General features: G+C 52.2%; 20 protein-coding genes. 14 read left to right on the top strand and 6 right to left on the bottom strand.

The genetic code is table 11. From position 1 onward, the window contains the following. Positions 1-64 precede the first annotated feature (64 nt). From DUE52_RS14280 to DUE52_RS14255, 6 genes are all read left to right on the top strand, one after another. The gene (locus DUE52_RS14280; RefSeq protein ID WP_114406684.1) at positions 65-802 is read left to right on the top strand and encodes an IclR family transcriptional regulator; all 738 of its coding nucleotides are present in this window, start codon (positions 65-67) and stop codon (positions 800-802) included. 188 nt (positions 803-990) lie between these two features. Next, complete coding sequence (locus tag DUE52_RS14275) at positions 991-3,990, top strand: SusC/RagA family TonB-linked outer membrane protein (RefSeq protein ID WP_114406683.1); 3,000 nt, start codon at positions 991-993, stop codon at positions 3,988-3,990. Positions 3,991-4,086: 96 nt separating this feature from the next. After that, positions 4,087-5,535: a RagB/SusD family nutrient uptake outer membrane protein gene (locus DUE52_RS14270; RefSeq protein WP_114406682.1), complete on the top strand. Its 1,449-nt coding sequence runs from the start codon at positions 4,087-4,089 to the stop codon at positions 5,533-5,535. Positions 5,536-5,648: 113 nt separating this feature from the next. Then, positions 5,649-7,025 (top strand): endo-1,4-beta-xylanase, encoded by a 1,377-nt coding sequence (locus DUE52_RS14265; RefSeq protein ID WP_114406681.1) that lies wholly within the window; start codon positions 5,649-5,651, stop codon positions 7,023-7,025. 58 nt (positions 7,026-7,083) lie between these two features. Next, a complete protein-coding gene (locus tag DUE52_RS14260; RefSeq protein ID WP_114406680.1) occupies positions 7,084-8,277 on the top strand; it encodes an enolase C-terminal domain-like protein in 1,194 nt (397 codons plus the stop codon). Positions 8,278-8,456: 179 nt separating this feature from the next. Further along, positions 8,457-9,248, top strand: coding sequence for an SDR family NAD(P)-dependent oxidoreductase (locus tag DUE52_RS14255; protein WP_114406679.1), 792 nt, complete (start codon positions 8,457-8,459; stop codon positions 9,246-9,248). On the opposite strand, the gene DUE52_RS14250 is transcribed toward DUE52_RS14255, so the two are convergent. Both DUE52_RS14250 and DUE52_RS14245 read right to left on the bottom strand, forming a co-directional pair. After that, a complete protein-coding gene (locus DUE52_RS14250) occupies positions 9,230-9,691 on the bottom strand; it encodes a type II toxin-antitoxin system VapC family toxin (RefSeq protein ID WP_114406678.1) in 462 nt (153 codons plus the stop codon). The two genes, DUE52_RS14255 and DUE52_RS14250, sit on opposite strands and share 19 nt — an antisense overlap. Beyond that, positions 9,688-9,918, bottom strand: a complete 231-nt coding sequence (locus tag DUE52_RS14245) for a hypothetical protein (protein WP_114406677.1) — start codon at positions 9,916-9,918, stop codon at positions 9,688-9,690. Before DUE52_RS14245 ends, DUE52_RS14250 begins: the two co-directional genes overlap by 4 nt. Positions 9,919-9,936: 18 nt before the next feature. Here DUE52_RS14245 and DUE52_RS14240 point away from each other — a divergent pair, with 18 nt between their 5' ends. The 7 genes from DUE52_RS14240 (at position 9,937) to DUE52_RS14215 (ending at position 20,453) form a co-directional block, all read left to right on the top strand. After that, entirely contained in the window at positions 9,937-12,816 is a 2,880-nt protein-coding gene (locus DUE52_RS14240) for a glycoside hydrolase family 2 protein (protein WP_114406676.1), read from the top strand. Next, positions 12,816-14,075, top strand: coding sequence for a spinster family MFS transporter (locus tag DUE52_RS14235; protein WP_229312167.1), 1,260 nt, complete (start codon positions 12,816-12,818; stop codon positions 14,073-14,075). Before DUE52_RS14240 ends, DUE52_RS14235 begins: the two co-directional genes overlap by 1 nt. Beyond that, the gene (locus tag DUE52_RS14230; protein WP_222930281.1) at positions 14,072-14,923 is read left to right on the top strand and encodes a LamG-like jellyroll fold domain-containing protein; all 852 of its coding nucleotides are present in this window, start codon (positions 14,072-14,074) and stop codon (positions 14,921-14,923) included. The genes DUE52_RS14235 and DUE52_RS14230 overlap by 4 nt, the downstream gene beginning before the upstream one ends. Positions 14,924-14,964: 41 nt before the next feature. Further along, a complete protein-coding gene (locus DUE52_RS14225) occupies positions 14,965-15,678 on the top strand; it encodes an RraA family protein (protein WP_114406674.1) in 714 nt (237 codons plus the stop codon). 186 nt (positions 15,679-15,864) lie between these two features. Continuing rightward, positions 15,865-16,365, top strand: coding sequence for a hypothetical protein (locus DUE52_RS14220; protein ID WP_114406673.1), 501 nt, complete (start codon positions 15,865-15,867; stop codon positions 16,363-16,365). Positions 16,366-16,463: 98 nt separating this feature from the next. Continuing rightward, a complete protein-coding gene (locus DUE52_RS32420; RefSeq protein ID WP_165840936.1) occupies positions 16,464-16,637 on the top strand; it encodes a hypothetical protein in 174 nt (57 codons plus the stop codon). Between the two features lie 177 nt (positions 16,638-16,814). Continuing rightward, positions 16,815-20,453, top strand: coding sequence for a tetratricopeptide repeat protein (locus DUE52_RS14215; RefSeq protein WP_114406672.1), 3,639 nt, complete (start codon positions 16,815-16,817; stop codon positions 20,451-20,453). On the opposite strand, the gene DUE52_RS14210 is transcribed toward DUE52_RS14215, so the two are convergent. Continuing rightward, on the bottom strand, positions 20,450-21,226 hold the full coding sequence (locus DUE52_RS14210; RefSeq protein ID WP_114406671.1) for a M90 family metallopeptidase: 777 nt from the start codon (positions 21,224-21,226) through the stop codon (positions 20,450-20,452). The genes DUE52_RS14215 and DUE52_RS14210 overlap by 4 nt on opposite strands. A 122-nt stretch (positions 21,227-21,348) precedes the next feature. Then, positions 21,349-23,223 (bottom strand): CocE/NonD family hydrolase, encoded by a 1,875-nt coding sequence (locus DUE52_RS14205; RefSeq protein ID WP_114406670.1) that lies wholly within the window; start codon positions 23,221-23,223, stop codon positions 21,349-21,351. Between the two features lie 125 nt (positions 23,224-23,348). Between DUE52_RS14205 and DUE52_RS14200 the strand changes: the two genes are divergently transcribed. Beyond that, positions 23,349-24,218: an alpha/beta hydrolase gene (locus DUE52_RS14200; protein WP_114406669.1), complete on the top strand. Its 870-nt coding sequence runs from the start codon at positions 23,349-23,351 to the stop codon at positions 24,216-24,218. A gap of 4 nt (positions 24,219-24,222) precedes the next feature. Here the strand turns inward: DUE52_RS14200 and DUE52_RS14195 are convergent, their stop codons facing one another. Then, complete coding sequence (locus DUE52_RS14195; protein ID WP_114406668.1) at positions 24,223-25,608, bottom strand: DUF4403 family protein; 1,386 nt, start codon at positions 25,606-25,608, stop codon at positions 24,223-24,225. 96 nt (positions 25,609-25,704) lie between these two features. Beyond that, positions 25,705-26,226 carry a GreA/GreB family elongation factor gene (locus DUE52_RS14190; protein ID WP_114406667.1) on the bottom strand — a complete coding sequence of 174 codons (522 nt, stop codon included), beginning with the start codon at positions 26,224-26,226 and terminating at the stop codon, positions 25,705-25,707. Between the last annotated feature and the right edge of the window lie 45 nt (positions 26,227-26,271).

The raw sequence follows: 26,271 nt of genomic DNA, 5'->3' as shown, positions 1-26,271 counted from the left end.
TTGGCGGGATGATTTTTGGTTTGTTATAATTTACATTTATTTTGCATTATAAAATTAATGTAAAATGATTCAGGTAATTAACCGCGCTCTTGACCTGCTGGAGCAAATTGCGAACGAACCGGAGAAGCCCAAATCCCTGACGGAATTGGCCGACGGCTTAAGTCTGAACCACGGTACCTGCGCCAACATTCTCAAGACGCTGGTAACCCGTGGATATGTCGAGCAGATCGGCACCAAAAAGGGGTATATTCTGGGGGCCAAATCGTATTACTTAACGGGGAATAAGTCGTACCAGAAAGATTTGCTGGAAGCAGCGCGCGAAGAAATGGATGCCCTGACGCTGCTCATCAATGAAAACTGCTTGCTGGCCGTTCTTAAAGATAATCAGCGGATTGCGTTGTATCGAACCTTCGCCGAGCAGGACTTGCAGGTGCGGACGACCGACATCAAACCGGTGTACGATTCGGCATCTGGGCGGCTTTTGATAGCGATGCTTCCCGACGAAAAGAAGCAGCGGTTTATCGCAAAATTTGGTCTTCCAACCGGCGATTCCTGGCCCGAAATTCAGTCCGAATCGAATCTGCTGGAGACCCTGGCGCTTATTCGCCGGGAAGAACTGGCCTTGCAAACGATTGCCAACCGGCATGTCATGGGATTGGCAGTGCCCATTTACAAGAATGGCCTGGTGGTGGCCAGCCTCAGCATCTACCTGCCCGAATACCGCTACATGGCATTGGACAAAAGACAACTGATTGCCTCACTTCGTGATTCGGCCGAAAAGATTAATAAGCGATTGGTTTAAAGGTAATTATATTGAATTGAAACAGGGCTTGGGCCCTTTTTTTGTGTCCGGAGAAATCCAGCGATCGACCGAAAGCACTATTTTTTATAAAAAAACTGAAAATAATTTGGAGTGAACCCAAATTTGTGATTAGAATTGCAATGAAATAAAATTAGATTTTATAATATAAAAATTAAACACTGAACCCTATGAAAAAAAACCTTTATAGATGGCTTCGTGTCTGTCTGGCGGTTCTGCTGATCCCGTCGACCGGATGGACGCAATCGGTGGTGATAACGGGCCGGGTGACCGGAGCGGCCGACAATGCGCCCTTGCCGGGTACATCGGTTTCGCTCAAAGGAACCACAACGGGAACCACAACGGATGCGGAAGGAAATTACCGGATTACATTGCCCAATCAGGCCAATGCAACGCTGGTCATTTCATCGGTGGGCTATGTGGCGCAGGAAATCGCCGTCGGAAACCAGTCGGTGGTCAATGCAGCGCTGGTGGTCGATTCCCGGCAACTGGATGAGGTCGTCGTGGTAGGCTACGGAACCGTCCGGAAGTCGGATTTGACCGGCTCCCTGGCGCAGGTCAAGGCCAAAGAGTTGAACGCATTTCCGGCAACGAATGTCCTCCAGGCATTGTCGGGCCGGGCGCCGGGCGTGCAGGTGACGCAGAACACGGGGGCGCCGGGGGCCGGCATCAGCGTCCGGATTCGGGGAACCAACTCGATTCAGGGCAGCAACGAACCGCTGTATGTGGTGGACGGTTTTCCGACTTCGGGCAGCAATCCGACCATCATCAACAACACGGATATTGAAAGCATTGAAATTCTGAAAGATGCCTCAGCGACCGCGATTTACGGGTCGCGGGGCGCTAATGGGGTGGTTTTGATTACGACCAAACAGGGCAAATCCGGCAAAATGCAGGTGGATTACGAAGGCAGCTACAGCACCCAGACCCTGCGCAAAAAGCTGGATTTGATGAATGCCCGCGAGTATGCGACATTCTACAACGAACAGGCCACGACCGATAAAGTGACCCCGTATTTCACGCAGGCGCAGATCGATGGGTTTGGCGAAGGGTTCGACTGGCAGGATCTGATTTTCCGGAAAGCACCCATGCAGACGCACAACCTGACCATCAGCGGAGGTAACGAGAAAACGCGGTATTCGGTGGGCGGCAGTATTTTTAATCAGCAGGGCATCGTGATTGGCAGTGACTACAAGCGGTATTCGCTCCGGGCCAACATCTCGTCGGACGTCAGCCGGAAACTCAACCTGTCGTATGGTGCTACGCTGACCAAAATCACAACGAGCCGCCAGAATTCGGGGGGCGGCAACCGGGGCGGTTCGCTCATCTCGGCGGCCATTTCGGCCCCGCCAACGCTGACGCCGTATAACGAAGACGGTTCGTACCGCGTGCTGGCAACGGCTTATCCCTTCATTTCCAATGTATTGACCAATCCGCTGAATTACATCTACCAGTCTTCCGACGATGTCGATGCCAACCGGGTGCTGGCCAACGCGGCCCTGACGTTCAAACCGTTCGACGGCCTGGCCATCAAGATTTCCGGCGGTATTGAAAACAGCGATGACCGCACGGATTCCTACACAACGACCAAATTTGTCAATTCCCAGGGCAGTGCCAGTGTGTCGACGAGCCGGGGAATGAGCCTGTTGAGTGAAAACACGATTAGCTACATCAAAACCGTGGCCATCAAACACAGCATTTCGGCGGTGGCTGGGTTCACCTACCAGGATTTTCTGAGCAAATCGTTGAACGCGTCGGGCGTGGGCTTTCTGAGCGACATCACCGAAACCGCCAATCTGGGTTCGGCGGCAACACCGGGTATTCCGGGGACGGGCTATTCGCTCAGTACGCTGCTGTCGTATCTGGGGCGCGTGAATTACAGCTACAACAATAAGTATCTGGCTACGATCAGTTTCCGGGCCGATGGTTCTTCCAAATACAGCGAAGGCAACAAATGGGGCTACTTCCCCTCCGGCGCTCTGGCCTGGCGGGTATCGGAAGAAGAGTTCATGAAAAATGTGCCGTTCATTACCGACCTGAAGGCGCGGGCAAGCTGGGGCCTGACGGGTAGCCAGGCGATTGGGGCGTATGCGACCCTCAACAACCTGTCGGCGGGGAAAACCGTGTTCGACGATGCGCTCTACAACACCTTCGCCCCCGGAACGCAGTTGCCCGGCAACCTGAAATGGGAAACCACGGAGCAAACCGACTTCGGGATCGACGCGGGTTTTCTGGGAAACCGCTTCCGTCTGACCCTCGATTATTACATCAAACACACCCGCGACCTGCTCAATACGGTGCAGTTACCGAGCGGTTTTGGGTTTACGAGCACGATTCGGAACGTCGGTGAAATTCAGAACAAAGGGCTGGAAATTGGGCTGGAAGCCCGCATTTTTGACAAAGCCTTTAAATGGGATGTCAACGGCAATATTTCGTTCAACCGCAGCAAGGTGGTCAAGCTGAACGGCGGGCAGGACATTCTGGGCGGCAGTGTGGGTGTGACGCTCATCAGTGATGCCGCCAACCTGCTGCGTGAAGGCCAGCCGATGAGTGTTTTTTACGGCTACGTGGAAAACGGCTACACCGAACAGGGCAAGGTGAAATATGTGGATCAGAACGGCGACAACGTGATCAATCAGCTCGACAAAACCATCATCGGCAATCCGAACCCCGACTTTATTTACGGTTTTAATTCGGCCATGTCGTTCCGGGGCTTCGACCTGACGTTCTTCGTGCAGGGAACGCAGGGCAATAATCTGGTCAACGTCAGTTCGATCAACAACACGCTCGACTACGGTTTTGGGCTGAACATGCCGCGTGAAGTGTTGTATAACCACTGGACGCCGACCAACACCACGGCGAAATACCCGGTTATTTCCCGCGCCAACAGCTACAACTATTCCGACCGCTTTGTCGAAGATGGGTCGTATTTGCGCCTGCGAAACATTCAACTGGCCTACAACCTGCCGTTACAGAAAATGGGCGTCACCTGGATGCGGACGGCGCAGGTCTACGCCAGTGGCCAGAACCTGCTGACCCTCACGAAATACTCGTGGTGGGATCCGGAAACCAACTCGCAGGGCGGGGCCAACGCCATCGGCCAGGGCATCGACCATTACAGCTATCCCACCTCGAAATCCGTCACCTTCGGCCTGCGGGTCGGGTTTTAATTTTGAATGATAGAATGAGTGAATGACAGAATAAAAAAAACATCGCTCTGCGCTATTCACTCATTCTATCATTCACTCATTCAAAATTGAGAAAATATGAAAAAGATCCTATTCCTTCCCCTGATTCTTAGCCTGTTGTCCTGCGAGGATGTACTGGTTGAGAAGCCCAAAGCCGTTGCGGTGGAGACGTTTTACAATACCGCCAATGAAGTAGAAGCTGCCGTGAATGCGGCATACGCCCAGCTCCGGGCCAACAATGGCATCACGGGGCAGTTGGGCGCGCAGCTCGAAGCGTATACGGATTACAGTTACGGGCGGGGCAGCTACCAGGTGCTGAGTGATTTTCAGGGACTGAACAGCACGAATATTCCGCGGACCGACGACGGCTGGCGGTTGTTCTACCTCTGCATCCGCAATGCCAATCTGGTGATTCAGAATGCCCCGAAAGGCAGCAGCATCAGCCCGGCCGACGTCACGAAGTATGTGGCTGAAGCCAAATACCTGCGCGCTTTCGCGTATTTCTGGTTAGTCCGCAACTGGGGCGGGGTGCCGATCCGCACCGAAGCGACACTCAGCGAACCCAATGTCAAGCGCAACACCGTCGAAGAAGTGTATACCTTGATCCTGAGTGATTTAAAAGAAGCCGAAGCCAACCTGCCCGACAAAGGTACGCAAGTGGGCCGGACCACCAAATGGGCAGCCAAGGCGGTTTTGGCGGAAGTGTATTTTACCCGAAACCAGTACGCCGAAGCCCGCGACAAGGCCGATGAAATCATCAAATCCGGGAAGTTTTCGCTGGTGCCGGTGACGGTTGCCGCCGATTTTGACAGCAAGGTGTTCGGCCCGACGGTCGTTACTTCGACGGAAGAAATCTGGTACCTGAAAGCAACCCGTCAGGGCGGGCAGGGAATGTATCTGGCGATGTTTGCGCATCATCCGGGTTCGAGACTCCACGGCGCGGGCGGTTTTTATGCACATTACAGCGACACCCAGAGCAATCCGGTGCAGAAAACCTGGGACGAAAAAGATTTACGGAAAACCGCCTTCTGGTATAGCTGGGACATTGGCCTGGGGAAAAACAGCATTTTGTGCAAGAAGTTTTCGGACCCCGTTGCCGCCACCAGCGACGGCGCGGGCAATGATTTTCCAATCTACCGCTACGCCGATATGCTGCTGCTATATGCCGAAGCCGCCAGCCGGGCCGGAACCGGGCCAACGGCTGCTGCGATGGAAGCGCTGAATCAGGTGCACCGCCGGGCCTACGGAAAGGTGCCAACGGTGGCTTCGGACGTGGATTTCAAACTGGCGGACTATACCGCGACGACTTTTCACGAACTGGTGCTGAAAGAGCGGGGCTACGAAACGCAGTACGAAGCCAAACGCTGGCTCGATCTGAAACGGCTCGGAACGGCCAAACTGAAAGAGGTGATCAAAACCGCCACCGGGAAAGACGTGGCCGATAAACACCTGTTCTGGCCCATTCCGGTTTCGGAGCTGAATTACAACACCGCCCTTACCGCGACTGACCAGAATCCGGGGTATTGATCGCCGGTTTTCGATACCCGATAAGACGGCTCACTGAAACAGTCTCAACCGGGCAAATAAAAATTTCGATAAAACAACCAGCCCGCCAATTACTAACCGGTTACCAATTGAAGATGAAACACATTGTCACGGCTGCATTACTAACCTTATCAGCACTTCAGGCTTTGGCCCAGCTTTCCGACGAGTATAAAAACCAGTGGAACGACCCCGCCATCCAACAACGGATTGCCGATGGCATTCGCGAAAATCGGATGGGTGCCTTCACCATTCAGTTTACGGATAAAGAAGGGAATCCCATTTCAACCGGTGAGGTTTCGTTAACACAAACCCGCCACGATTTTTACTTCGGAGCCAACGGCTTCATGGTGAAGGGGTTCCGGAATCCGAAAGAAGATGCACTGTATGAGGAGCATTTTGCCAAACTGTTCAATTTCGTGACCATTCCGTTTTACTGGCCCGAACTGGAGCCTGAGCCGGGAAAACTCCGTTTTGGAAAAGACAGCCCCTATAGTTACCGCCGTCCTGCACCCGACGTCGTGATGGAGTTTGTCCGGAAATACAATCTGACGCCCAAAGGCCATACGCTCGTGTGGGACAATCCACGCTGGTCGCTGCCAACCTGGCTACCGAAGGATGAAAAAATCATGGAGCAGAAACTCAGCAAACGGATCCAGGAAATCGGCGAGCGGTATGGCCACGACATTCAGATTTGGGACGTTGTCAATGAAGTAACCGACCGCCACCCCGACGTGCTGATGCCTAAAGATTTCGCGTTCAAGGCATTCAAAGAAAGCGAGCGCCATTTCCCAAACAGCAATGTGTTTACGCTCAACTTCACTACCGGAATCTGGGGACGTAGCAACAAGCGCGAATACAATGCCGATTACCTGCTCACTGAAAATCTGCTGTTGCGGAATGCCAAAATCAATGCGATCGGTATGCAGTTTCACAATTTCAGCGAGCCTGAATATGAGCAGATTCTGAAAGGTAAAGCCATGACGCCTTCTACCTTGTTCCACACCCTCGATTTGTACGCCGACTTCAATTTGCCGATTCACATTACCGAAATTACGGTATCGGCTTTGTCCGAAAAAGGCCCGGAATACCAGGCCATCATGACGGAGAATTATTACAAGCTATGGTTTAGTCACCCCAAAGTAGAAGGTATTATCTGGTGGAACCTGGTAGATGGAACAGCCGCGCCCGCCCGGATTAAACCGGACGGTACGGTGGTGCCCGGCGAAGACAAATGGAAAGGCGGGCTGTTGAACCGGGACTTTACCAAAAAGCCCGCTTACGACGTATTAGACCGGCTTATCAACAAAGAGTGGCGCACGAATGTAACGACTTCGCCCAAAAATAACGCGGTAAGTTACAAGGGCTTCTACGGTACCTATAAAGTGGTTACGCAACGGAATGGGAAGAAATACGAGAAAGAGGTTCAGTTTCCGAAAAGTGGCGCACGCACGCAGGTCGTGGTGCTCGACTGAAAACGCTCATGGTCGATTCGTATTAAAATCGTAGAATACGGCAATCAAAAAAACAAGTATGAAAATCATTGACCTGCGAACCCGCTGTGTAGCCATTCCGCTCAACGCCCAACTTCGACACAATACCGGCGTGCATCCCGGTTATTTTCTCCGGACGATTGTCGAAGTCATCACCGACGAAGGCATTGTCGGACTGGGTGAAGTGGGCGGTGGAGACCAGCGGGGCGCTTTGCAAAAGCTGAAACCGCGCATCATCGGGCTCGATCCGTTTCAACTGGAAGTCATGAAGTTGAAGGTGCTGCGGAGCATTTATTACCTGTCCAATGCCCGCCTGTATGCCGCCCTCGAAATGGCCTGTCTCGATATTCAGGGAAAGGTATTGGGTCGCCCGATGAGCGATTTGCTGGGCGGACGCATCCGCGACGAAGTGCCGTTTATCGCGTATCTGTTCTGGCGGTATGACCGACCGGGCGATGGCAAGCACGACGAAACCGCCGAGGATCTGGCCGACTATTGCCAGGAACTGCACGAAACGCTGGGCGTCAAGGCGATGAAGCTCAAGGCGGGGGTGATGGCTCCCAAAGAGGAGGTTCGGGTTTTGGAACTCTGCCGCAAGCAATTGGGCGACGATTTCGGCTTGCGGATCGATCCGAACGGCTTGTGGTCGGTGCAAACCGCCGTGCAGATGGGTCGCCGGATGGAAGACCTGAACCTCGAATATTTTGAAGATCCGTCGTGGGGACTGGAAGGCAATGCCGCCGTCCGCAAGCAGATTCGCATTCCGGTGGCGACGAACATGTATCCCGCCAAATTCGATGACCTCGCTCCGGCAATTCGGATGGGTTCGGTGGACATTGTACTGACCGATCTGCATTATTGGGAAGGGCCGCGCGGGGTGAAAGACCTGGCTGCGGTTTGCAACACCTTCAATTTGGGCGTTGCCATGCATTCCGGGGCAGAGTTCGGTGTTGAACTGGCGGCCATGATACATACCGCTTCGACCATTCCGACCATGAATTTTGCCGGTGATGCCCACTACCATTACCTCACTGATGACATCATCGAAGGCGGTTTGATGAAATACGAAAACGGTTGCATCAAGGTGCCCACCGGGCCGGGGCTGGGCGTCACGCTCGATGAGGACAAGATGAAGCATTACGAAAAATATTACGAAGAGAAAGGCGATTACTACGCCCGTTTTCACCAGGATCCGTATCGTCCGGACTGGTTTCCGACGGTGGGAGGGATGTGAAGGAATAGGGAACAGTGAATACTGAACATCGAATAGCGCATTCTGCCCCTAAATCTCCTGAAGGGGACTTGGACGCAGAAACCTCGGGTGCCAAAAGTCCCCTTCAGGGGATTTAGGGGCAGAATGCGATGATGTCAAAAATAATAACGACTAGCGAACAACATTAATAGAAATGCTGAATGAGATTGACGGGTAAAAAAGCCCTGGTTACGGGGGCGTCGGGCGGTATTGGAAAGGCCGTTGCGCTGCGGCTTTCGGAGGAAGGATGTGAGGTGGTGATTCACTTTCACGAAAACCGGGCCGACGCCGAAACCGTCGCCGACGTGATCCGGCAGAAGGGCGGTGTTGCTCATGTGTTGCAGGCCGATTTACAGCATACCGCTCAGGCCATCCGTCTGGGCGAACAGGCGTGGGAACTGGCGGGGACGCTGGACGTGCTGGTCAACAACGCGGGGGTTTCGTACAAAAAACACTTTCTGGACGTAACGGAAGCTGATTTTGAGCAGTTCAACGCGGTCAATTTCAAAAGCACCACCTTCCTGACCCAGTCGGTGGCCCGAAACATGGTGAAGCAAGGTGTTCCGGGAAGCATCTGGACGATTACATCAGTCAACGGCATCCGACCCGGTTTGGGGCTGAGTCTCTACGGCGCAACCAAAGGGGCGCTCGAAACCCTGATGAAAGGCGTCGCGATGGAACTGGCTCCGCACCAGATTCGGGTGAATACGCTCGCCATCGGAGCCATTCAGACCGACATCAACCGGGCGGTTTGGGAAAATCCGGCCCTGCTTCAGGAAGTCAGTCAGGGGATTCCGGCCGGGCGACTGGGGCAGGTCGATGAGGTGGCGGCAGTGCTGGTCGATCTGGTGGCGTCGGGCAGTTACATGACCGGTTCAACGATCACCCTCGACGGCGGTTTGCTGCTGATGCGCGGATACGGAAAACCGGGGCCTTACGAAGCCGGAAAATGAGTGTGAAACACCTCGACGGTGTCGATTAACGTAACGCCTTCGCTTGCGCAGGGAATTTGAAAATCAGAATCGTAAGAAGCTAAGTAATGGATACCCGCAGTCAGGCAATGTGCCAAAATAATGGCATCATTCGGAAGCAAATTGTATGTTTTCATCAAACGGATCACAGTCGAAGAAGAAGGCTCGGGATTATTAACTTGTTCAAACAAGCTAAGCAGTCCAAGCGGTTCGTTCTGAATCACAATTTCAGGAATCCGTTTATTTTCTTTCAAGGTGCGTGGAGATTTTGTACCGTGATGCCCCAGAAAGTAGTAGATGTATTCCGTAAGAACAATGCTATTGTAATAAAGTGGAAGACTTTGAATGAACATCTCTTCCAGCAGTACGGTCTTTTGATCTTTGATGTATTCTATCAAAATCGAAGAATCGACAAATATTTTCATTCCTGCGTATACATTTCGTCTTCAAAATCAGGGCCGGGCTCCCATTTTGGTAAGGTACCTCTGTATTTGCGAAGAATTTCCAGCTTTTCTTCTTTCGTAAGTTCCGGTTTTGGAATCGATTCTTTCTTCAAAACAATCACCTCGACCTCCTGCTCCCGATACGATGGGGGCATCGGCAACACCAGCGTATCGTCGGTAACTCTTTGTACAAATTTGAGTGCTTCCATGACCTTAGCTTTTTAACAATGAAAGATAATCCGATTTATTTGTTCTTCCTACTCACAACACTGCTGACGGTCGGTTCGGTTTCGGCCCAGCCGGGATTGGCACCGTCGGATGACAAAAGCCCGAAACTCTGGAGTCCGTACCGCATCACCCCCCGCACCGGAGCGCAGCACATCGCGTTGTCGGGGAGCGGGTGGGAATTGTCGCACACCGATGCCCCCGTAGCGGATTTGAAGACGCCCCGGAAAGATCCGTTCCCGACTACCGTCCCTAATTCGGTTCACTGGGCGTATTTCAAAGCCGGAAAATTACCACATCCCTATTACCACAAGAACTCGACGCAATACCGCTGGCTGGAGGAAAAAGTCTGGTATTACCGGAAAACCGTACCCCTCCCGGCCTCTGCACAGGGCTCGTTGCTCTTTCTGTGCTTCGATGGCGTCGATTATTTCTCGAAAGTCTGGGTAAACGACAGCCTGGTGGGGGTTCACGAGGGCATGTTTGGCGGACCTTCGGTTGAAATCAGCCGTCTGGTCAGGTGGGGTCAGGCGAATGAGATTACGGTGGAAGTGCGCGCCGGAAACTGGGGCAACAAGGCCACGGATTACGAAAATCTGCCCCGAACCTCGACCGGCGACTACGATTTTTCCAAACGAACCGGTTTCAACCCGCGGGCCAGTGGCCGGATCATCAAACCCTGGGTAATCTCGGGTGGTTCGGGGGGGGAAGCGTTCTTCAGCGTGGGCATGTGGCAGGGGGCGCGTCTGGAAATTGTGCCGCCGTTTCACCTGGAGCGGCCCTATCTGACCACCAAAACCGTGACGAACGGGAAAGCCGAGTTGCACCTTTCGGGCGAAGTGTTTGCCAACCGCCATTCACTCCAGCAGCAACTGCACCCCTGGAACAACTCGCAGTTGAACCATCCCAACGAAAAAGGGACGGTTTTTAGCCCGGTCAACGAGAAACTGAGCCTGCTGGTCGAACTGATCTCGGCCCAAAGCACGGTTTTGTCCAAGGAATTCCCGCTCAGCGTGTATGAAGGGCGCAACTGGTTTGAACACGACCTGACCCTGCCCAACCCCAAACTCTGGCAGCCGAACGGGCTGGGAGAGCCGAACCGGTACACCGTAAAAATAATCCTGAAACGGGCCGGGAAAACCGCCGATGTCCTGCAATTCGACTACGGGATTCGCACCATCGACCGGGTCGCCACCGCCGGGCCACGCATTGCCGACCGCTGGGAAAACTGGCAGTTTGTGGTCAACGGCCGGAAGATTTTTGTCAAAGGGATGAATTTCACGCCCCAGGACATTCTGCTCGATTTGCCGAAAGAACGCTACCGCTGGACGCTCGAAGCAGCGAAAAAAATGGGCGTGCAACTGATCCGCATCTGGGGCGGTGGCCTGCTCGAAACCGATACCTTCTACGACATCTGCAACGAACTGGGCATCATGGTCTGGCAGGATTTTCCGATCGGCAACCAGGACACGCCCGATTTTCCGCAGGACATCTGGGAAGCACAGGTCGTTCAGAACATCACCCGTTTGCGCAATCACCCCTCGCTGGTGATCTGGTGCGGGGGCAACGAATTCAATCCGTATTCGTCCGGCAATGCGAAGTCCATCGGGATTCTGGAACGCAACCTGGATATTTTTGACAAATCGCGGCTGTTTGTACGCACCACACCCGACGACGGCTCCATGCACGCCTATCCCGACATGGACCCAACCTGGTATAACCGCAGTTACCAGTTCGAACCCTGGGTGTCGGAAACCGGGATGCACAGCATTCCAGAAGCGAGTTTATTCTACGAAACGGTTGATAACAAGGAGTTTACGGGCCTGGGTAAAATGTGGGACAAAAGTTTTGGGGCTGCTCACCCGGAATTTATCCACCATTTTACGGAATACGGCCCCGGTCGTGTTCCCCGGATGTTAAGCCGGGCGTCGCACGTTGCCGACATGGCCGACCCCACCATTGAATCCATTGCGGAGGCATCCCAAATCGGGGCGGGGGAGTTCTACCAGATTCTGTCGGAAAAAATGCAGGGCAATTACCCTGTCACGGCGGGGCTGATGCCGTGGGTTTTTAAACGCCACTGGCCCGTGATTGCCATTCAGATGCTGGATTGGTTCGGGAATGCCGGAGCGCCGTATTACTTCCTGAAACGAACCTATGAACCCACCCACGTGGCCATCGACCTGCCGCGTTTGCTCTGGAAACCGGGGGAACGCCTGGCGCTTCCTGTGAAGATAACGAATTCAGTACCAACGGGAATCGCCGGTGCGAAAGTAAGCGTTCGGGTGTTCGACGACACGTTCAAAACCCTCTGGCAACAGGAGAAGTCGGTGAACGTCGGCGCAGGCACTTCGGTGAGCGAGGTGAACGCCGGGGATTACCCGATTCCTGCCGACTACCGCGACCGGTTTCTGTTGATTCTCATTGAACTGCGCGATGCCGGTGGAAAGCTGCTGTCCCGTTCGTTTTATTTCCCCCGCAGCCTTTCGATGCTGGAAGAAGACGGTTTTTATCAGAAATACGTCAGCACGCCCATTCCGTGGCCGACTTTGGAAAAAGGGCCGTTTCTGAAGGCCACCGTTGCCAAAACCGCTACGTCGCTGACCTCGGCGGTTGTGTCCGGCGAACCGCTCGGGAAAGACCGGAGCCGCCTTCGGGTCCGAATCCGCAATACCGGAAACGTCCCGGCTTTCATGACCAAAGTCGACATTGCCGGCACCAAACGGGCCATCGTCGCGTCGGACAATTACAACTGGCTAGCCCCCGGCGAAACGCAGGAACTGACGCTCGATGTCCTCTGGCGGGAACCCGAAACCCGCAAAAATGCCACCCTGTCGGTCAGTGCCTGGAATGCCCCAACGATCACCGCTAAACTTCCCTGATGATGACCGAACCCGCCCCCGTTGTAACGCAAAAACCGACCGGTTTTCGCTGGGAGTTGCTGACGCTGCTCTGGCTGGCGTTTTTTCTGAACCAGGCCGACCGGCAGATTTTCAGCGTCGTGCTGCCCCTCATCCGCCAGGACCTCGGCCTGACCGACGCTGAACTGGGCCTGATTGCTTCTGCGCTGGTCTGGACCTACGGGCTGCTGGTTCCCATCGCCGGTTTTGTCGGCGACCGGTTTTCGCGCCGGAACATTCTTGGATTTTGCCTGCTGTTCTGGTCGTGCGCAACCCTGCTGACGGGTTTCTGTGCGACAGTTTTGCAATTTATTCTGCTGCGGGGCATTGCGACGGGCGGGGGCGAAGCGTTTTATGCGCCCTCGGCCAATGCCCTGCTGGGCGAAAAATACCGGGAAAGTCGGTCGTTCGCCCTGTCGATTCACCAGACGGCGGTGTATTTCGGGATTATTCTGAGCGGCATCATTGCCGGGTACATCGGGGAGCAATACGGCTGGCAGAAAGCTTTTTACCTCTTCGGTGGGTTGGGGATTTTGCTGGCGGTTGTGTTTTTCATCCGGATTCCGAAAGACAATCCCATTGTGAAATCTGGTCCGCAAAAACCGTTGCTGGCCGAAATCGGCGAAACCGCCCGCATTGTAATTCGAAAACCGACCGTCATCATGCTGACGCTGGGCTTTGGCTGCATGGTTTTTGTCAATGTCGGCTACCTGACCTGGATGCCTTCGTTCCTGGTCGACAAGTTTGGGATGAGCCTGACCGATGCCGGTTTTTCGGCCCTGTTCTACCACCACCTCGGAGCTTTTCTGGGCGTGTTGTCGGGTGCCAGAATTTCCGATCATTTCGCGAAAACCAACCCCCGCAGCCGGCTGGTCGTTCAGGCGCTGGGTTTGTTGCTGGGGGCGCCGTTTATCTACTGGATCAGCATGAGCCAGACGCAAACCATGACCTACATTGCCCTCTTTCTATTTGGTATTTTTCGGGGCTGGTACGATTCCAATATTGTCGCTTCGCTGTATGAGGTGGTGTCTCCCAAAATCCGCTCATCGGCTTACGGGTTGATGCTGGCCTGTGCTTTCCTGATTGGCGCTTCGGCACCCTATCTCCTCGGTGTTCTGAAACCCACGCTGGGCCTGACGCTCGGTCTTGCCAGTCTTTCAGGTGTTTACGTGTTGGGAAGCCTGTTTATTGGCAGCGGAGCCCTCTGTTTTTTTGACAAAGACCGCGAATTAACCGAATGAAGCGACGAACTTTTCTAACGCAAACCACCCTGCTCAGCGGTATGATCATGATTCCGTTCAGTAAAGCCACGCCCTCGGATCAATCCCTTGTGTCGGTTCCGAATTTGCTGTGCCTGTGGGATTTTTCGGAGAAACAGCCTTTGCTCTCCAAAGGGAAATATGCCTACCGGTTGCAGGAGCCAACCGGGCCGGTGCCGATGGTGAAAGGCGGTATTTTGTCGAACTATTCCCTGGATATCAGGGAACACGAATTCCTGACAATTCCCCGCGCCGACTGTCCCGGCCTGAACATGCACGGCAAAAATGCGCAGGTGACGGTGCTGGCCTGGGTGAAACGCCAACCCAAAAGCAACCACAACGCTGAATGTGAAGCCATTGCCGGGCTGTGGAATGAAACCCGGAAAATGCGGCAGTACTGCCTGTTTCTGAATATCCGGCTACACCAGAGTGCAGACCAGGTGTGCGGCCACATTTCGGGTGTGGGCGGACCAACGCCCGGCGAAAAGTGGTGCGTTGATGTGTCCATCGGCCAGACGCCCGTGCCGTTTGATGCGTGGACGTTTGTGGCGATGACATACGACGGCCGGGAAATTCGGTCGTACTGCAACGGCCTGTTCGACGCCCGGCCCGGCCGAAATCCGTATCCGTATGCCGAAGGTATTTTCGACGGGGGCGAAACCGGCTCCGACTTCACGGTGGGGGCCGTCCACCGGCTGGGGGCCATCGGCAACGATTTTGTCGGACAACTGGGCGGTTTGGCGGTTTTCGACCGGGCGTTGTCCGCCGGAGAAATTCAGCAGATTCATCAAAATCATCCACTGCCGAACCCGGTCGGGAACGGCGGTTAACAACAATAAATCGAGTATAAACTCACTAACTACGTAGCATAATGGAAGTAATGACGAATTCGTATCCTGTTCGGCAAGTGGATGTTAACTATGACTGGCAGGAAATCCAGAGTCGGTATCTCACGCTGTATACGGGCCTGGTTTCGGACGCCCTTGAACACCTCGGGTATCACAAACAATGCATGGCCAGCGGGGTGTATCCGCTGACCCACACCATGAAAGTGGCCGGCCCGGCGTTTACGGCCCACGGGGTGGCGACGCCCAGCCGGGACACGAAAGTCCACGACATCCGGCTTGGCATGTTTAAAAGCATGAAACCGGGGATTGTCCAGATCCGCGACACGCAGGGCGACACTTCCTGCGGGCATTTTGGCGAAATCTCGGCCACGGCTGCGGCTGCCCACGGCTGCGTCGGTGCAGTTATCGACGGTTCCACGCGGGATTCCAACTACCTGATCGACATGGACTTCCCGACGTTCTGCCGGTTTCGGAATCCGGTCGAAGCCTTCGGGCGGTTTATGGTGGTGGATTACCAGATTCCCATTTTTGTGAAGGGAATGGATGGGTTGCTGAAAGTGAACCCTGGCGATTACATTTTTGGCGACAACGATGGCGTGGTGGTGGTGCCGTCCGACCTGACCATTCCGGTTCTGGAACTGGCCGAAAAGTGGTTTGCCAGTGAATCCCGAAGCCGGGAAGCCATGGCAACCGGGCGCGATCCCTTCGACGTCTACAAAGAATTTGGGCGGTTTTAAAAGAGGGAATTGGGTCTGAAAAAGCCGGTGACGTTTCAATTAATTGAAACGTCACCGGCTTTTTGCTGGTTGCTCCTCAGGGGTTAAGGAGCAACCAGCGATGGTTCTACGGGAACATTAGCGAAATAATTGTTGCGCTTTATGAACATCTATCGTATCTAGCCAGCGGTTTTAAGACCCTTTAAAATGGCCCGGTTCGTTTGGCTTCCAAAGCGAAACCTCTTTTCTCTTTTTTTTCGCATCCCTCTGGTTCTGGTTTTTCTGATGATCGGTCATTCGTTGCCGGGGCAGAACGACTTGACACCAGCGCCTTCGGACTACACCATTACCAAACGATTGCTTTCCATTGAAAATGGCCTGGCTTCTCATGAGGTGTTTTGTGGGCTACAGGATGCCGCCGGTTTTTTATGGTTTGGCACCCGCAACGGCTTGAACCGTTATGACGGGAAGGATTGTCTGCTCTTTACCCGGCAACGGAATCATTTGCAGGATAATAAAGTGGTGCAACTGGCAAAAGATGATGCCAATCACCTGTTCATTGCCTACAGCAGTGCGGGTTTTCAACTCACCACCAATGGGAAAGTGGATGTGATGGATGCCACGACGCAGGAAGTTAAAACACTGACGGCGGCTTTTCCCACATCAAAGGACAAAACGGGGAGGGAGCGTGGAGTAAAAGTGAGTTAATCCTTCCCCTGATCGTTTTAAAGCCGTTTTACTGGCAATGGTGGTTTATTTCCGGTGCCATCCTGCTGTTTCTTCTGGCCGTTTCCCTCTTCATTCGTTTGAGAATAAAACAATTGGCGGCCGACAAAAAGAAGCTGGAGCAAACGGTAAACGAACGAACCGTCCAGTTGAAGCGCTCCCTATCCGAACAGTCGGATTTGCTGCTGGAGAAGGATGTGCTGATGAAAGAAATTCACCACCGGTATTCCGGGGCGGAAGCCAGGTTACGCTGAAAATACAGAAACTGTAGCATTGCTTTTTAAGGATCAATCCCCAAGCTGGAAGGACAAATTCTGGTTTGGGGGATTTTGGGTTTAAGGGGGATTCGATTTGTGTAAAATCATCCTATTGGATCATCTGCTTGTCGATAATTCGGTATCTTCGGTTTTGACCGGTTCTCTTCCTATCCCATGCAAAAAAACATCGTTTATGGCAGCCTCACGGCGGGTGGTGATGTTCGTAATGGCGACAAGATTTACGTCATCGAGCGGGACTTTCCGCACAGCATTCTGTTTCTCCGCATCGAAAAAGGAGCTTCGGGCTATGAAGCCATGTTATCGATAAAATCCGAAGATGACTTAACAATCAATCTGTTTCGGGAAACGCTGAAAGTAGTCATCTCCGAAAGCTTATTTGGACGAGTTGACGAATTTCAGAGCTTTAGACGTGGGGGAGATGGAAACCGCTACCGAAGTGCTTTTGACACGCATTCGCCCGAAAATTGGGAAATGGTGCTGGCGGAAGAACTTTACAATACCTTTTTCTCGGGAGATATCGGCACCGTTTGCTGCGACTTCCTTTCGCTGTTGCAATCGCACAAAATCAACGAGTTGCTGTTGGTTATTTCGACGGAAGACGAACAGATCCAGAACCTGCCCTGGGAGATGGTTTTGCCAAAACTAACGCCCGGCGGTGCCAATGAATTGCCGCGTGATAACTTCGGACTGATTCGCAGCCGGGAAAAAACCTTGCAGCGGTTTAACCGGCAAGGACCAACGGCTGAAGCCGCCCCGCTCAAACTGTTGTTCATTCCGGCCTTGCCCGAAAACCTGCCCGGAAAGAGCCAGTTGCTGGAAATCGAGGAGGAGCAGCGGAAAATCATCGAAGCCGTGCGCTCACTGGAAGCTACGGGCGACCAACAGCCCAAACTGGTCATGGAAATTCTGGATTGTGCCAATCTGGAAGAAATTAAGGAAGCATTAGCAGCACGAAGCCATGATATTGTCCACATCAGCGGACACGGTTCGTACGTAGATGCGGTGAAAGAGGGTGTTTTGTATCTGGAAGATGAGGATGGCAACGAACGCCAAACAACGGGCCGCGAATTGGGGAAGGCCTTGAACGGTTTTTCGTCGATCAAACTGCTGGTGTTGAGTGCCTGCGAAACCGCCGTGGGCGGGTCGGTGGGGAGCACTGCCGAACAAATGGCCGCCGTGGGTTTGCCCGCCGTTTTGGCCATGCGGTTTTCCGTAACGGATGCCGGAGCGCGACTTTTCACGGAAATACTGTATAAGCGGCTTGCCTACGGTTATACGTTGACAAAATCGGTGCATGATGCCCGGCTGGCGTTGTGGGAGCATGCCCAGGAAAGACGGAAGAATGCGCCAACGGTTTTTACACCGGCAGAATGGTTTACACCTGTGCTGTATCAGAATCAGGCGATTGGAGCGCTGGTGAAAAAAGGACAATACCACACGGAAACCCTGAACCGGTTTTATCCCAAACCGGCATTCATTCGGGGAAGCCACACCCGGTTGATTGGCGAGGGATTTATTGGGCGAAAGCGGTTATTGATTCGGTTACGGCAATCGTTTAAACAAGGCAAAGCCGTTTGTCTGCATGGGTTGGGCGGTTTGGGAAAAACTACTACCGCCGAAGCTTTTGCCGAACATTATCGCAAACGGAACAGCGTTCATGACATCCTGATATTTCGTAACGGGGCCAATATTCAGGAAGCCGTTATTCTGGAGACTGTTTACGAGCGATGGAAAAGCCGTACAAAACCGGAAGACTGGCTGGCGAATGAGGTAAAAGCATCCCTGGATGATCCAAAAAATGGAATTGAGCAGAAACTACAATACCTGATTGACAATTGCCTAAATGGGCACCGAACTATTCTGATTTTCGACAATTTCGAAGATGTGCAGACCGACGAAGACGGTACGCAGCAGCAGGGAATTGTTTCGGAAAGCTTGCGCTCTTTTTTACGGTATTTATTGCAACATATTCCTCCTGTCTGTCACATTCTGTTTACAACCCGTTATGCGATTGCAGACCTGGCGGATCTGGTTACCAATCTGGCGATCGATAAAATGAGCTATGCCGAGCAATACCGGTATCTAAATTTCTCGGAAACGCTCCGCCGACTCCCGACGAAGGAACGAGATATTATTCACCGCCGGATTGATGGACACCCGCGTGCTTTGGAATTTCTGGAAAGCCTGTATACGAAAGACCAGTCCTTCGATTTGTCGGTTTTAGATAAAGTAGAAGGTAAAATATCAGAAAGCCTGCTGCTGGAACGCGTCCTGAACCGGTTAAACGGAGCCGAACGGGAAGTGTTTACGGTAGCTTCTGTATTTTTCAGCCGAACGCCTTTATCAGCTTTGAGTGCTGTTATGGAAAATAAAAATCAGGAGTTAATACCGGTTTTGGCTTCTTTGCGTGACTGGTCGCTTTGTGTTTGGGATGAAACGGCACAGACGTTTGAAATACATGCTTTAACGAGGGCTTGGATGAGGGGACAAGGAAAACCAGATCAAAATCAATTTAAAAGTTTATCGGAGAGTGCTGGGAATTATTTTAGAAAAGAATCAACCGTGGAAGCAGGATTTAAAGCAATACAGTATTTTGAGAATGCTGACGCTTGGGCTAGGTATGTAGAAACCGTATTTTGGTTAGAAAATCATTTTTACTTAATCGGATTGTATAGTAATGGGAATGACCTAAATCAGACAGTTTTAAAAAAGGATATTTCACCTGAGAACAATGCCAGAGCGCTGAATAATTTAGGTTTAATTAGACTTTCTATTGGAGATTATGCGAAAGCTTTAGAGTGTTTGGAACAGGCATTGGTAATAATGCGCCAAATAGGAGATATAAAGGGAGAGCATAAAATACTTGCAGATATTAGCCATATCTATATAGCATGGGGTGAATATAATAAAGTATTTTTATACTTAAAAAAGACCTTGGAGGTATATCGTCTGGAAGGATACAAAAAAGGAGAAGGTGTTGCCTTGGAAAGTATAGGGCGGATTTTTTATCAACAAGGAAATTATGTCCAAGCATTGGCACATTTAGAGGAAAGTTTGAAAATTTATCGTCAATGTCAATACAAAATAGGGGAAGGGGCTGCATTGAATAATATTGGCCTTGTCTATATAGAACAAGAGAACTATCCTAAAGCATTGGAGCATTTGGAACAAGGATTAGAAGTTCATCGTCAAATTGGAGACATTCGTGGGCAAGGGTCTTCTCTAAATGACATTGGGCAAATTTATATGTACCAGAAAAAATACACATTAGCAATTGACTATTTTGAAAATAGTCTAAAAATTCGCCAACAAATAGGAGATAAAGATGGTATAGGTACAACCATCACAAATATTGGATATATTTATTTTTATCAGAAGGAGTACAAGTTATCTTTGGAACATTTTGAAAATAGTTTGAAAATTTACCGTCAAACTGGAAATATAAGTCAAGAAGGCATTTGCCTTAATAATATTAGCCAAATTTTTTCTGCCCGGGGGGATTATAGTCATGCATTAGAGTATTTAGAACAGTGTCGAAAAATCCACCGCAAAGTAGGAGATAAAACATCCGAAGGTCTCGCACTATATAACATAGGTATACTTTATCTTCAAAAGTTACGGGACATTGAGAATGCAATTCGCTTTCTATTATTGGGATTAAATATTTTAAGGCAAATTGACTCTCCAAAAGTTAATTTACCTGAAGGATGGCTCAATCTCATCATTCAAAAAATCGGCGAAGAACGCTTCAACCAAATCCTCGAATCCATTAAAAACAACCCGCCAACTTAATCCCCAAGCTTCTGCTGAAAAATCTCTTCCAACCGGGCAAATAATTCCGGGTGTTTCTCCTTCAGCAAGTCCGGGCGTTTGAAGAAATATTCCGACACCACGGCGAAGAATTCGGCTTCGTTGGTCAGGGCGTAGGGGTCGATGTCGGAGCGGTTGGCCTGGATGTCGGCCAGGGTGGCGTGGATGAGTTGCAGCCAGGGTTTGACGTGGTTGCGGTCCAGGAAAAACCGTGGGGTTCCGTCGGTGGCGCCGTCGGCTTTGTCGAGGAGGTGGACAAACTCGTGAATGCCGGTATTTTCGGTGCTGGATTCATCCGCAAAGCCTTCGTGCAGCGCCGGTTTCGACAACGCCATCGTGCTTTGCAACGCGCCCCCTTCGCCCACCATGCCTAGGATATTGCGCCCTTTTCCGTCGGTTTCAAAAGCCGCATTGAAGCGGTCTTCGTAGAGCAAAACCGTCGTCAGCCGGTAAAATGACCAGTCCTTGAAGCCGAAAAGGATGATCACCGCACTGCTGGCCACCAGTACTTTATCCAGCTCATTGACGGTTGTGCCGACGCCCTCGATGCGGGTTTGACCCAAAAATTGGATGACGCGCTCCTCAAATTTCTTTTTATCGTCGTCGCTCAAGGCGCGGTAATACGCGACGTGTTCCTGCAACAACGGGCGGTAATCCGTCGTTGCGGGCGGGCTAATCGGGCGGCTCCGTCGCCGGTAGTGCCAGATTAGCCCGCCGAGCAGCAGAGCAGCAAGACCAAAAATCAAATAGGCCATTTTTACGATCAGATTTTCGCTTTTTGCCCCTAAATCCCCTGAAGGGGACTTTTAGCATCCGGTTTAAGCTGCGTCCAAGTCCCCTTCAGGGGATTTAGGGGCAAAAAGCGAAAGTACTGTGTTTAGAACTTCGAAACCGGTAGCACGATGCGGCTGGCGGCTTTTCCGCTGTGGTGAATTTTGATCGTTGCTTTCTGGAAATCAGCGTCTTTGGCGTGGTAGATGTCCACGAATTTCTGTGGATTCCGGTCTACCAGCGGGAACCAGCTACTTTGAATCTGCACCATCAGCCGGTGTCCTTTCTTGAACGTATGGGCGACATCCGGCAGGGTATACTTGACGGTGGTAACCTGATCCGGTACAAAAGCGACCGGTTTTTCGAAACTGTTGCGGAAACGCCCCCGCATCACCTCACCCCGAACCAGCATCTGGTAGCCGTTCATCAGGTATTGATCGGTTTTGCTGTACTCGAAATCGTCCGGGAAAACGTCGATCAGCTTCACCACAAAATCGGCGTCGGTGCCGCTGATGCTTACCTGCAAATCGGCGGTGAGCGGCCCGGCCAGCGTCAGATCTTCTTTCAGATCATCGGTTTCGAAAACCAGCACGTCCGGGCGGGTAGCCGCAAACCGCTGGTCGTCCGTCATGTATTCGCGCGTCCGGTTGACGATGACGCCGTCCGTATACGGAACGGGTTTGGCCGGATCACTCACGTAAGCCGTAAACGAGGGCGTGGCGGTGGTCGGTTTGGTAAAGTTCAACGCGCCGTTGGGTTGCAGGTAAAGGGCGGTTTCGGTGGTGCTGACCGGGGGCCATTTGTCGAACTGATGCCACTGGTTTTCGCCGGTAAAAAAAATGTTGGCTTCCTTGATCTGGTCGATATTCCCTTTGCCTTTCAGATGAAAATTGAAAAACGGAACTTCCATTTTGCTGGCATACCATTCGCTGGTGGGGCTGCCAAACTGCACGTTGCCCAGCGAAGAACCATCGCTGCCGCGCCCGGCCCACTGCCCGTGAAACCAGGGGCCCATGATGATTTTGTTGTTATTTTTGGCTTTTTTTTCAATGTCGGTATACGTGGCCCAGGCACCGTAGCAGTCTTCCGCGTCGAACAAACCGCCGACGATCAGTGTGGCAATACCGGGGGCAATGTCACCGACGAAGTTGCCAACGTTGCGGCTCTTCCAGAAGGCGTCGTAATTCGGATGTTGCGTGAGGTCCTTCCAGAAACGGATGCTGTCACCGGCATACTTCGTGAAGTTCGGAATGGCTCCGGTGCGCAGAAAAAAATCGTAGCTGTCTTTGGTCGGGGGCGAGAAGCCTTTGGGACCCACGGTGGTGGGCTTGGGTCGGGGCGCTCCAAAACCGCGCCGGATGTAGAAATTGAACGCATCCATGAGCATCAAGGCGCCGTTGTGGTGGAAATCGTCTCCCTTAAACCACTCGGTCACCGGGGCTTGCGGGCTGACGGCTTTCAGGGCCGGGTGTTTGCTCAGAGCCGCCATGGTCGAATAAAAACCGGGGTACGAAATGCCGAACACGCCCACTTTTTCGTTGTTGTTGGGCAGATTTTTCACCAGCCAGTCGATGGTGTCGTACGTGTCGCTGGCTTCATCGACATCCGTTTTGGCGGTTTTGGTCGGATTATACGGACGAATATCCTCGAAAACGCCCTCGCTCATCCAGCGACCGCGCACGTCCTGCACCACCAGGATGTAGCCTTCTTTCAGATATTCTTTGTAGTGATTGGAGTAGAAATTTCGGTATGCCTTGTCGCCGTAGGGAGCGCAGGAATAGGGCGTTCGGGACATCAGAATCGGGTGTTTTTCCGACTTGTCTTTGGGTTCGTAAATGGAGGTGAAAAGCTTCGTTCCGTCCCGCATCGGAATGTAAATTTCCTGTTTGGTGTAGTGGTTTCGGAACCAGGTAGAGTCGGGCGTTTGGGCGTGAGCGAACACTGGCAGCAAGGCCAGCAGAATCCAGTAAAGACGTTTCATGATTGTATTCGATTGATTGAGCGATGAACGGGAAGTAAGATAAGGAAGAAAGTCAGAAAACCGTTACCTTGCCCCAATTTTAACGGCCTGTACGACCGGTTCCAATCTTTAACGTTTCACTTTCCATGCGGTTTCTCTGGTTGATTTGCCTGTTGGTTTCCTGGTCCGGTTATGCCCAGGAGAGCCGGGTTTTCGATGATCTGACGATCAAAAGCTCTCTCCTGAAAAAAGACAAGAAGTTTGCGCTATACCTGCCACCCGGTTACGAAACTTCCCAGAGGGCCTACCCGGTTTTGTATCTGCTCCACGGCGGGGGCGACGATCAGACAGCCTGGCTCCAGTCGGGAAATATGCAAGCCATTGTCGATAAAGAGATTAAAGAAGGTCGAATCTCGCCGGTGATTGTGGTGATGCCGGATGCCGAGATGACGTTCTACATGAACAACGTTGCCGGGAAATACCAGTATGAAGATTACTTCATGAAAGAATTGATTCCTTTTATTGAAAAAACGTACCGATGCCGGACCGAGAAACGGTTTCGGGCGGTGGCGGGTTTGTCGATGGGCGGTTTTGGTTCGCTCCTGTATGCGATTCACCATCCCGATTTGTTCGGTTCCTGTGCGGCCCTGAGCTCGGGCGTTCGGACCGATCAGCAGATCAAGGAAATGCCGCATCAGGAATATTTGCGCCGGTACCGATCCACGATGGGCGAGTTAAAAGCAGACGAAAACCGCATCACCGATTTCTGGAATCAGAACAGTATTCTGTATCTGGTACAGAAAATGCCGGAAGCGCAGAAGAAAGCCGTCCGGTTTTACCTCGATTGCGGAGATGATGATTTACTGCTCTACCGGGGTAATTCCGAATTGCATAGCCTGATGCGGGATGTGAACATTCCGCACGAATACCGGGTTCGGAATGGTGGTCATACCTGGGAATACTGGCGCACGGGTTTGCCGGATGCGCTGCAGTTCATTAACCAGAGTTTTCAGTAAACCGTCACAACTGCTTGACCCGAACCGCCACCTTCGATTGGACATGGATCAGGGCCTGAATCCCGTCGGGCCGGATCGCGATTTTCTGGGGGGTAAACCGGAAAGCCTGGATGCCGAGATCGGTTTTTTTGCCGGTTTCTCCTTTTTTAAACGACTCGCTGATGGTTTGCGGGAGCTTTTCGATTTCACCGCCCAGCGAAATCGTCAGAAAACTTTCCAACACTTTGATGAGGCCGTTGTGGACGAGAGAGTTTGAAAATTTGGAGAGTTCACGGACGGTTCCGGCGTCGAAGTCCAGGTTTTTTATACGGAGCGTGTTAGACAGCGTATCAAACGTGGGGCGGCCTTTCAGGTAAAGCGTTCCGTTGAGCAGCCCACTGACCTCGGTTTTGACAATCAACGAACGTTGACCGCCATACACCGAGGCTTTCTGGATGGTCAGCGCGCCCAGCAGCAGCTTCTTTTTCTCTTTAGCCAAAGTGCGGGCCAGCATCCGGTTGATGTCGGCATACGGAATCACACTCAGCAGCCGCAGGTCCGAGACTTGAGAAACCTGGTCCCGTTTCTGCAAAAGCGGCAATTTAACTTCCGAATGATCCGGTTTTTCGGGTTGTAACACGGTTTTGGTGGCAAAAGCAATCCGCAGATGGGTGGTTATTTTGACTGAATCGCCGTCGATGGGACTGGCCTCGACACCGAGCGGTTTAGGCAACAGCCAGAGGCCAAAAGAGCGGTCGATCAGCAGCGGTTCCTGAATGCTCTGCCAGATCGGCATTACCATCCGGTCGAGCCGAAGTTCTTTGTAAACCGCCGTATCGATGGCCGATTCTATGGCCGACTGGTGTTTGTCAAGAAGTTTTTTGGCAAAATTGGTCAGCGAAATGTCTTTGCCCAGAAACCGGATCTCAGGTTCGACAATCCATTCATAATTCGTGAATTGCACCTTGCTGGCCAGCCGCCAGTTCGGCGTCACCGTCAGCGAACTTTGAAAGTTGACCTGTAGCGAGCAGAACGGCCGCTGTTCGGAGGTTTTGCCGGCGCTGAAAGGCGAGTTGATATACAGTCCCAAAGGGGCCGAAAACTTCACCTGGTTGTTGACATACTGAATGTGAACCGGCCCTGAGCGAACGACCTTAAACGGGAAAATACCGCCCGGCTTTCCACTCGACGAGCCTTTACCAACCAGCACGGGATCAAGTTCCTGGTTAATTTTTTCCTGTAATTCCTTCAGTGTAAATGTGATTGGGCCGGCCAGATAAGACGTGTCGCCGGGAATGGCGGGGTCAAAGCCTTCGGCTTTGGGTGGTTGAGGGGCGGTCTTCTGGCACCGCGTCAACGTAAGAAGGAGGGCCAGGCCGAGGGTCAGGCGAAAAAGAAACCGTATAGTCATTCAAGAGGGAAGGCCGTAAGCAAAGAACCTTATGAATACAAACTACGGTTTATTTGCGGTTGTTTGCGTCAAACCGCAATTTATGCCGGTTCTTTTCTATTCCATTTCATACCGGATCGCCGTAATTTCCAGAATTTCTTCTCCTTGCAAGGTTCGCAGGGGAACCGCATCGCCTACCCGTTTCCCCTGAATGGCCCGGGCAATGGGAGCCGTAAAAGCGATAAATCCCAGCGACGCATCGGCCTCATCGACGCCAACAATGGTAAACCGGCGTTCGGAACCGGCCGATTTTCCCTTTTGAGTTTTCAAGACGACGGTAGCACCAAACCGAACCTCGTCCTGAGGATGCGAATCCACTACGCGGGCACTGGAAATCCGCTGGTTCAGGTTGCTGATTTGCCCGTTTAGCAAAGCCAGTTGACGACTGCGTTCGTTTCCATCGGGTACCTCACTGGCTTGTAAGTGAGCGTGTTCCGTTTCCAGTTCGATCATTTCATCACGCAGCAGCGCCAGTCCTCGTGGTGTTACATAATTGGTTACGCCGGGTGGTAGCGGTGCCCTTGCGGGGATCACAACCGGCGCATCGGCGGTTTCGTTTTTTAAGAAGGCACTGCTCATTCCAGGTAATTCATTACGAACAAAAACGGTCTTGTCCAGAAGTGA

The organism is Larkinella punicea, assembly GCF_003334855.1.
Taxonomy (GTDB): domain Bacteria; phylum Bacteroidota; class Bacteroidia; order Cytophagales; family Spirosomataceae; genus Larkinella; species Larkinella punicea.
The sequence above is the reverse complement of the archived record's forward strand: the minus strand, read 5'-3'. Positions and strand labels throughout refer to the sequence as shown.